The following is a 5,784-nucleotide window of genomic DNA, read 5'->3' on the forward strand; positions in this document are numbered from 1 at the left end:
GTTTCGGCACCCGCTACCGGCCGTTCGACGATGTGCGGTGAAAGGGCACGTTCAAGCGCCTTACGGCGTTCGGGTGCTTCTGCTGCGCGGCCACAAGATCGGCGCGTCGTTGCCCGTTTTGCGGCATTTCTTATTAATCTCCCGTAACGGAAAAAGTCGATCTTTCACGGATCGCACCCCTTTCACTCCACTGGAGATGACATGCGCAAGCTTCGCAACGTTGCCGTCCTGGCCGCCGCTCTCGGCACCATCGGGCTGGTGGGCGGCACGGCCCACGCCGACCAGGGTGGCAAGCACGGCGGCGACAAGTTCAACATCACGCAGAGCTCGCAGTGCAAGTCGCACGACCTGAACCTGGACGTCCTCGGCGAGGTCGGCCTGCTCAACGGCCTGCTGGGCAACGGCCTCAACGGCGAGGGCAACCCCGGCGCCCAGTCGACCCACATCGGTTCCACCATGGGCTGCAACAACAGCGCCTTCTGACGTCCCCCGGGCCGGCGACACCACGTCGCCGGCCCGGCAAAGGTCCCGGCACCGGGCCCCAGGGCCGGGCGCCGGGACCATGCGCGTGCCGACAGGGCCCCCGACGCAACCGGAAACACCCAAGGCGGGTGGCTCCCCTTTCAGCCTTCGCCACTGCACCACATGTCGATCGCTCTCTACCTCACTTCACCGGAGAAGACATGCACAAGCTCCGCACGGCCACCGTCCTCCTCGCCGCACTCGGGAGCGTAGGACTCCTGGGCACCGGCACCGCCCACGCCGGCCAGGGCGGCGACGGAAGCTACAACATCAGCCAGACCAGCAAGTGCGGTTCGCACGACCTGAACGCCGACGTCCTCGGCCAGGTCGGCATCGCCAACGGCCTGGGCGCCAACCTGCTCAACGGCGAAGGCAGCCCCGGGGCGCAGAGCACGCACCTCGGCTCCACCATGGGCTGCAACAACGAAGTCGGCGGCTGACAGAGGACAGTGCTCGCCGCGACTGACGACCTGCTCAAGGGACCGTCTCCGCGTCCTGCACAGTGGCAATGACGGGCCTGGTGCCGATGCCGGTACCAGGCCCGACCCATGCCAGGACGCGGCCGACGGCCGCGGGCCGGCCCTGGGCGCCCGTGGTCGGGGCCCATGGCCGGGGCTGATGGTGACTGAGGCCGATCCCAAACCCCTGATCGCGGGACAAGGCCGAGTCGCTCCCCGGCGGAGGCATCCATGAGCGGCCACCGCACACGGCATCGACTCGGCGAACGGCCCGCCCCGCCTCAGGTCAGTTGCCCCAGCGAGTTTTCATGCGTCGCGGCCCTTCAGCCCCGGCTGTGGTTCGTGGGCCGAGGTGAAAGCGTTGCGTACGGCGACGCGTCCAGCCGCTTTGAAGGCTCCCGGGTGTGAATCCACTTCGTGCACCCGTATGTTGCGCAGCACGACCGCTACCGCCACCGTGGTTCCCGCACCCAGCTCAGCCAGTTCCTCGCGGATGCCCGTACAGAAGGCGGTCTGGTACGCGGACAGTTCTGTTTGGCTGATGGATCCGTGAGTGGTCAGGTCAGCGGCCACCTCGAACACGATTCCCTCCTCCCATGGCTCGAAGTCCACGGTGACCTCCGCGAAATCGGAGGGACAGCTCCTCTGACGGGCATAGACAGCACGGACGCCCCTGATGGGTCGGGGAGGGAACGGTCTGGCTTTTGGATTCACCCGCCAAAGGTAATCCGACGGAAGCCCCGCCCGCAGCTGAGGCCCCCGGCCTACCTCATGCCGGCTGCCTGCCCGGACAGCGCTTCCGTGTTCCCCAGCAGCCCCATAGGAGACATTTTCCGGTTCTCCTTCGGAAGGGGAACGGTTAGCCTCCTGGCCATGTCAGACCTGTTTCATGAGGGCGGTACCCGCCACGATCCGACGGCGGCACAGGCAGCGGACCAGGGGGCGGGCTGGCGGGTTCAATGGGCCACCGGCGGTCTGATCGCCGGGGCCGTCCGGGGCGCGTCCGGACATGCGGACTGGGTGCGGTCGGCGTCGACAGCGGTAGTCGACGGGCGCGAGGTCGCCGTCACGGGAGCGGACGACGAAACGGTGCTGGTGTGGGATCTGGCGACAGGTGAGCGGATCGGTGATCCCCTGCCCGCCCGTGGCTCGGTGTGGGCCACGGCGACGCAGCAGGTGGACGGCCGCCCCGTCGCCGTAACCGCCGACCCGAATGCCCTGGTGCAGTCGTGGGACCTGGCCGAGGGCCACCTGCTGGCGAGTCTCACGGGCGGGGCGTGGACGGCGGCGACGAGCACGGTGAACGGCCGTCCCCTGGTCGTCGTGGGCAGGCAGAGTGTTCCCAGACTGCTCATGTGGGATCCGATCACGGGCGAGACTGCGGCCGAGCTGGTGGGCGACCCGTCGCTGGGACGCATCGGCGCCGTGGTCGAGGTGGCGACGTCCGTCGTGGAAGGCCGCCCCGTGGCCGTCACCCTGCACGACGACAGCACTGTCCACGCATGGGACCTGAACGCACGGAAAGGCCTGGGGCGGGTCACATCCGTGACCGGAGGCAGCCGGCAACGGGTGTCCCTGACCACCGCCGTCGTGGGCGGTCGCCTGGTCGCCGTCACCGGCGACTGGGACGGTCGGGTGCAGGTGTGGGACGTTGCAGCGCGCACGGAAGCAGCGGAACGTGCGCCGATGACGGGCCACACGGGCCCGGTGTGGAGCCTCGCCTCGGCCGTGGTCGACGGCCGTCCCCTCGTTGTCACCGCGGGTGATGACCGGACCGTACGGGTGTGGGACGTGGCTGCCCGCCATCAGATGGGATCGGACCTGGTGTTCCCCTCGGAGGTGACCGCCGTGGCCATGGCGTCCGACGGACGGCTGATCGTGGGACTGGGCGGTGACATCGCCGTCCTCGTGCCGCTCCCGCGTGCCTGAGCATGCGCTTCCAACGTGCGGGCCCCGCACATCCGTTGTGCACGGCATCTGCCTGTCCAGCACTATGCGCGACCGCTGCGCGGACCCCGCGAGTCAGAAGGACCGCCCGCCGCCGTGAGATGCGCGGTCGGTCCGTCAGGTGAGCGCTCGCCGCACGGGGGGCAGACGAAGGCGTACGGAAGGTTCTCCGAAGACACCGCACTCCACCGTCCGGTGCGGTTTCACAGCTGCTCCATGCCGATGAACCCGCGCATGTGACGAGGCGTCGGCGCCGCTCAGACGACGCGCTCGGGCGGAGGGCGTTTGCAGGACGGGGTCGCGTCGGCCCCGTCAGGGGGTCGGCGAGGACGCCAAGGACGCGAAGCGGAGCATTGGCCGAGGCGCCGCGTGTGTTGTTACGGTGCGGACCGGCCGGGAATACACGACATGCCGGGCCGGGAGAGATCCCGGCCCGGCATGTACGAAGCAGTCCTCAGAAGTCGGGGTTCGGCCGCTTGAAGCCGGCCGGAAGTTTCGCCGTGTTGGAGCAGTCGATGACCTGTCCGGTGTTTGCGGCGGCCGTCTGGACGTCGCGCAGCAGTCGGTAGTCCCGCCACACCACGTTCGGCCGGTCGGCCGTCGTGCAGTTCTGTTGCTGCTTGACGATCCGCCTGCCTTCCTTGTCGAAGTAGGTCGCGTTCTTGCGGATGCAGACGGCGCCGCCGGTGTCGCAGTCGTCCGCGCGTCCGTCTGCGTACGCGTGCCCGGCGCCGACACAGATTGCGGCGAGGCTCCCGACGATCGCCGAGATCACGGCGACCTTCTTCTGCGGAGGGAACATGTGCTGGTTTCCTTTACAACGTCGGGCCCGGGAGCCCTGGGTCCCCGAAAGCCCTGTGTCAGTGACTGGTGCGCGTCCGGGCCCGAGACGGTGTCGGAACCGATCAATTGAGCGCCTTGACGCGCTGACGGCGGCGCCTTCTACGGGCGCGGAAATCGCCGCAGCCCGGCCGCACAACGTGATGAGCCGCTGCGCGTCCGGGCTGCCGCTACCACGGGGCACACCGCTGAAGGTGCCTCGCGACAGCGGAGGCCCGGTGGTGTGCCGATCACGGTAGGACGGGGTGCGTCAGGCGCTCTCGGAGGGCCGATGTGTCCGTGGCGACGCCGAGAGATGAGGCCCCCAGGGGGATGGGTCGTTACTCGGCCGCGTACTCGCCGTAGCCCTGCTCCGGCGCGGCGTGCTTCTCCTCGGGCGCGGCCTGCATCCCCTGCTCCGGCGCGGCCTGCATCTGCTGCTCGGGCGCAACCTGCGGCTGAGCCTCGGGCGCGGCCTGCATCTGCTGCTCGGGCGCAACCTGCGGCTGAGCGACCGGCGCCGCCTGCGGCTGAGCGACCGGCGCGGCCTGCGGCTGCACCACGGGCGCGGCCTGCGGCTGAGCGACCGGCGCCGCCTGCGGCTGCATCGCCGGCGCGGCATGCGGCTGGACGTAGGAGCCGCCGCTGACGGCTACGGCGCTGGCCGACGACTCGGCCACGGCGGTGACCGGAGCGGCCGACCCGCCGTCGCCGGCGAAGCTGACACCGGCACCGAAGGCCGACAGCCCGGCGACCGCCGCGGCTACGACTGCAACGCGCTGAAACTTACGCATGTCCAAACCCTTCCTTACCCAGGCACGACGCCCGGCTTGACTACTCCGCGTATTTATATACACAGTTTTCGCCATATTCCGGGATCTACAGTGCATCGTGTCGGGATTCGCCGTGTCGCAGTCGAATACGCGGAGACGGGAAAGGAGGGGGCGCGCGGTGGCTCAGGCCAGCGAGCCGAACATCTGCGGTTCGGCGTCTGCGCCGGTCTCGTCGGCCGCTCCCGTGGTGGCGGGGGAACAGGTCACCTGGGGTCCGATCCGCATGGTGCCGCCGCCCAGAGCCGCCGGCACGGCCGTGGGCTTGACCGGCGTGCAGGTCTCCTGGTGGGGGATGACACCGTCTTCGGGGATCTGGCCCTGGATACGCTGGTGACAAGTGACACCGCTGATGAGGTCCCCCTTGCACTCGCCGGGGGCCTGCCCGACGTGGGAGTGGGCGATGCCGGGCAGGGTCATGGCGAGGCTGCCCGCGAGCACCGCGAGGGCCGCGATCTTCTTCCTGGTGAACATGTGATGCGCACTTTCCTTGTGTTGGGATGCCCAGCGCGCCCCCTGAGGCGGGGCGCGCACAGGTTTCGTCTTCGACACATCAGAGCGACCGGCCCACGGAAGGGGACCTCTCGGAGGTTGTCCCCGAAGCGTCCCGCGGCCGGTGCCGGGCACGGCGTGACGCGGGTGCGGCTCAGTAGCCGGTGTTGGTGAAGGCGTTGTTGTACTGGCCGCAGGCCGTGTCCAGGGTGCCGGCCAGGCCGAGCACGCCGATCGGGACGTCGTTCTCCGCCACTGTCTGCGGGCTGCACTCCTGGTAGGGGCGGTAGAGGTCGTACACCTTCGGCCCGCTGTCGGACGTGTCGGCGACAGCGGCGCCGGCACCAGCGGCGGACAGGCCGCCCGCCGCCGCCACTGCTGCGATCACGACCTGCTGAAGCTTGCGCATAAAACCCTCGGATTTTCACTCGTACATCGAGGCGGATTGCCCAACGTGACTGCGCAGACACTATCAGTAGCGGGATGGGGCATTGCGTCGCACTACCCCTGGTCGGGGGCACTGGCACACAACATCAGCCGGATGGACGCCAATTGGCCCTATAACCAGCCCGATTAGGCCGCGGCATGACCCTCGGCATCGAGGGAGAAGGTGCTGCGTTCCACCGACGCTCAGATCCCGGACGCTCGGACACAGGCACCCGTTACGAGTGTCCGAACATCGAACATGCCGGAGTGTGAGGGGTGTTGTGTCACAG

8 protein-coding genes are annotated in these 5,784 nt (G+C 68.9%); 3 read left to right on the forward strand and 5 right to left on the reverse strand.

What is annotated here, in order from left to right:
- Positions 1-201: 201 nt before the first annotated feature.
- On the forward strand, positions 202-483 hold the full coding sequence (locus tag ACY34K_RS33570) for a hypothetical protein (protein WP_462754006.1): 282 nt from the start codon (positions 202-204) through the stop codon (positions 481-483).
- 200 nt (positions 484-683) lie between these two features.
- Positions 684-962: a hypothetical protein gene (locus ACY34K_RS33575; protein WP_462754008.1), complete on the forward strand. Its 279-nt coding sequence runs from the start codon at positions 684-686 to the stop codon at positions 960-962.
- Positions 963-1,286: 324 nt separating this feature from the next.
- Here ACY34K_RS33575 and ACY34K_RS33580 read toward each other — a convergent pair whose 3' ends face one another.
- Complete coding sequence (locus ACY34K_RS33580; protein WP_462754010.1) at positions 1,287-1,694, reverse strand: hypothetical protein; 408 nt, start codon at positions 1,692-1,694, stop codon at positions 1,287-1,289.
- Between the two features lie 159 nt (positions 1,695-1,853).
- On the opposite strand from ACY34K_RS33580, the gene ACY34K_RS33585 reads away from it, so the two are divergent.
- On the forward strand, positions 1,854-2,909 hold the full coding sequence (locus ACY34K_RS33585) for a WD40 repeat domain-containing protein (protein ID WP_462754012.1): 1,056 nt from the start codon (positions 1,854-1,856) through the stop codon (positions 2,907-2,909).
- 472 nt (positions 2,910-3,381) lie between these two features.
- On the opposite strand, the gene ACY34K_RS33590 is transcribed toward ACY34K_RS33585, so the two are convergent.
- The 4 genes from ACY34K_RS33590 to ACY34K_RS33605 form a co-directional block, all read right to left on the reverse strand.
- The gene (locus ACY34K_RS33590; RefSeq protein WP_462754014.1) at positions 3,382-3,729 is read right to left on the reverse strand and encodes a hypothetical protein; all 348 of its coding nucleotides are present in this window, start codon (positions 3,727-3,729) and stop codon (positions 3,382-3,384) included.
- Positions 3,730-4,087: 358 nt separating this feature from the next.
- Positions 4,088-4,540 carry a hypothetical protein gene (locus ACY34K_RS33595; RefSeq protein ID WP_462754016.1) on the reverse strand — a complete coding sequence of 151 codons (453 nt, stop codon included), beginning with the start codon at positions 4,538-4,540 and terminating at the stop codon, positions 4,088-4,090.
- 162 nt (positions 4,541-4,702) lie between these two features.
- The gene (locus ACY34K_RS33600) at positions 4,703-5,050 is read right to left on the reverse strand and encodes a hypothetical protein (protein ID WP_462754018.1); all 348 of its coding nucleotides are present in this window, start codon (positions 5,048-5,050) and stop codon (positions 4,703-4,705) included.
- A gap of 172 nt (positions 5,051-5,222) precedes the next feature.
- Complete coding sequence (locus ACY34K_RS33605) at positions 5,223-5,477, reverse strand: hypothetical protein (RefSeq protein WP_462754020.1); 255 nt, start codon at positions 5,475-5,477, stop codon at positions 5,223-5,225.
- Positions 5,478-5,784 lie beyond the last annotated feature (307 nt).

It is taken from the genome of Streptomyces sp. STAM6 (genome assembly GCF_054963715.1).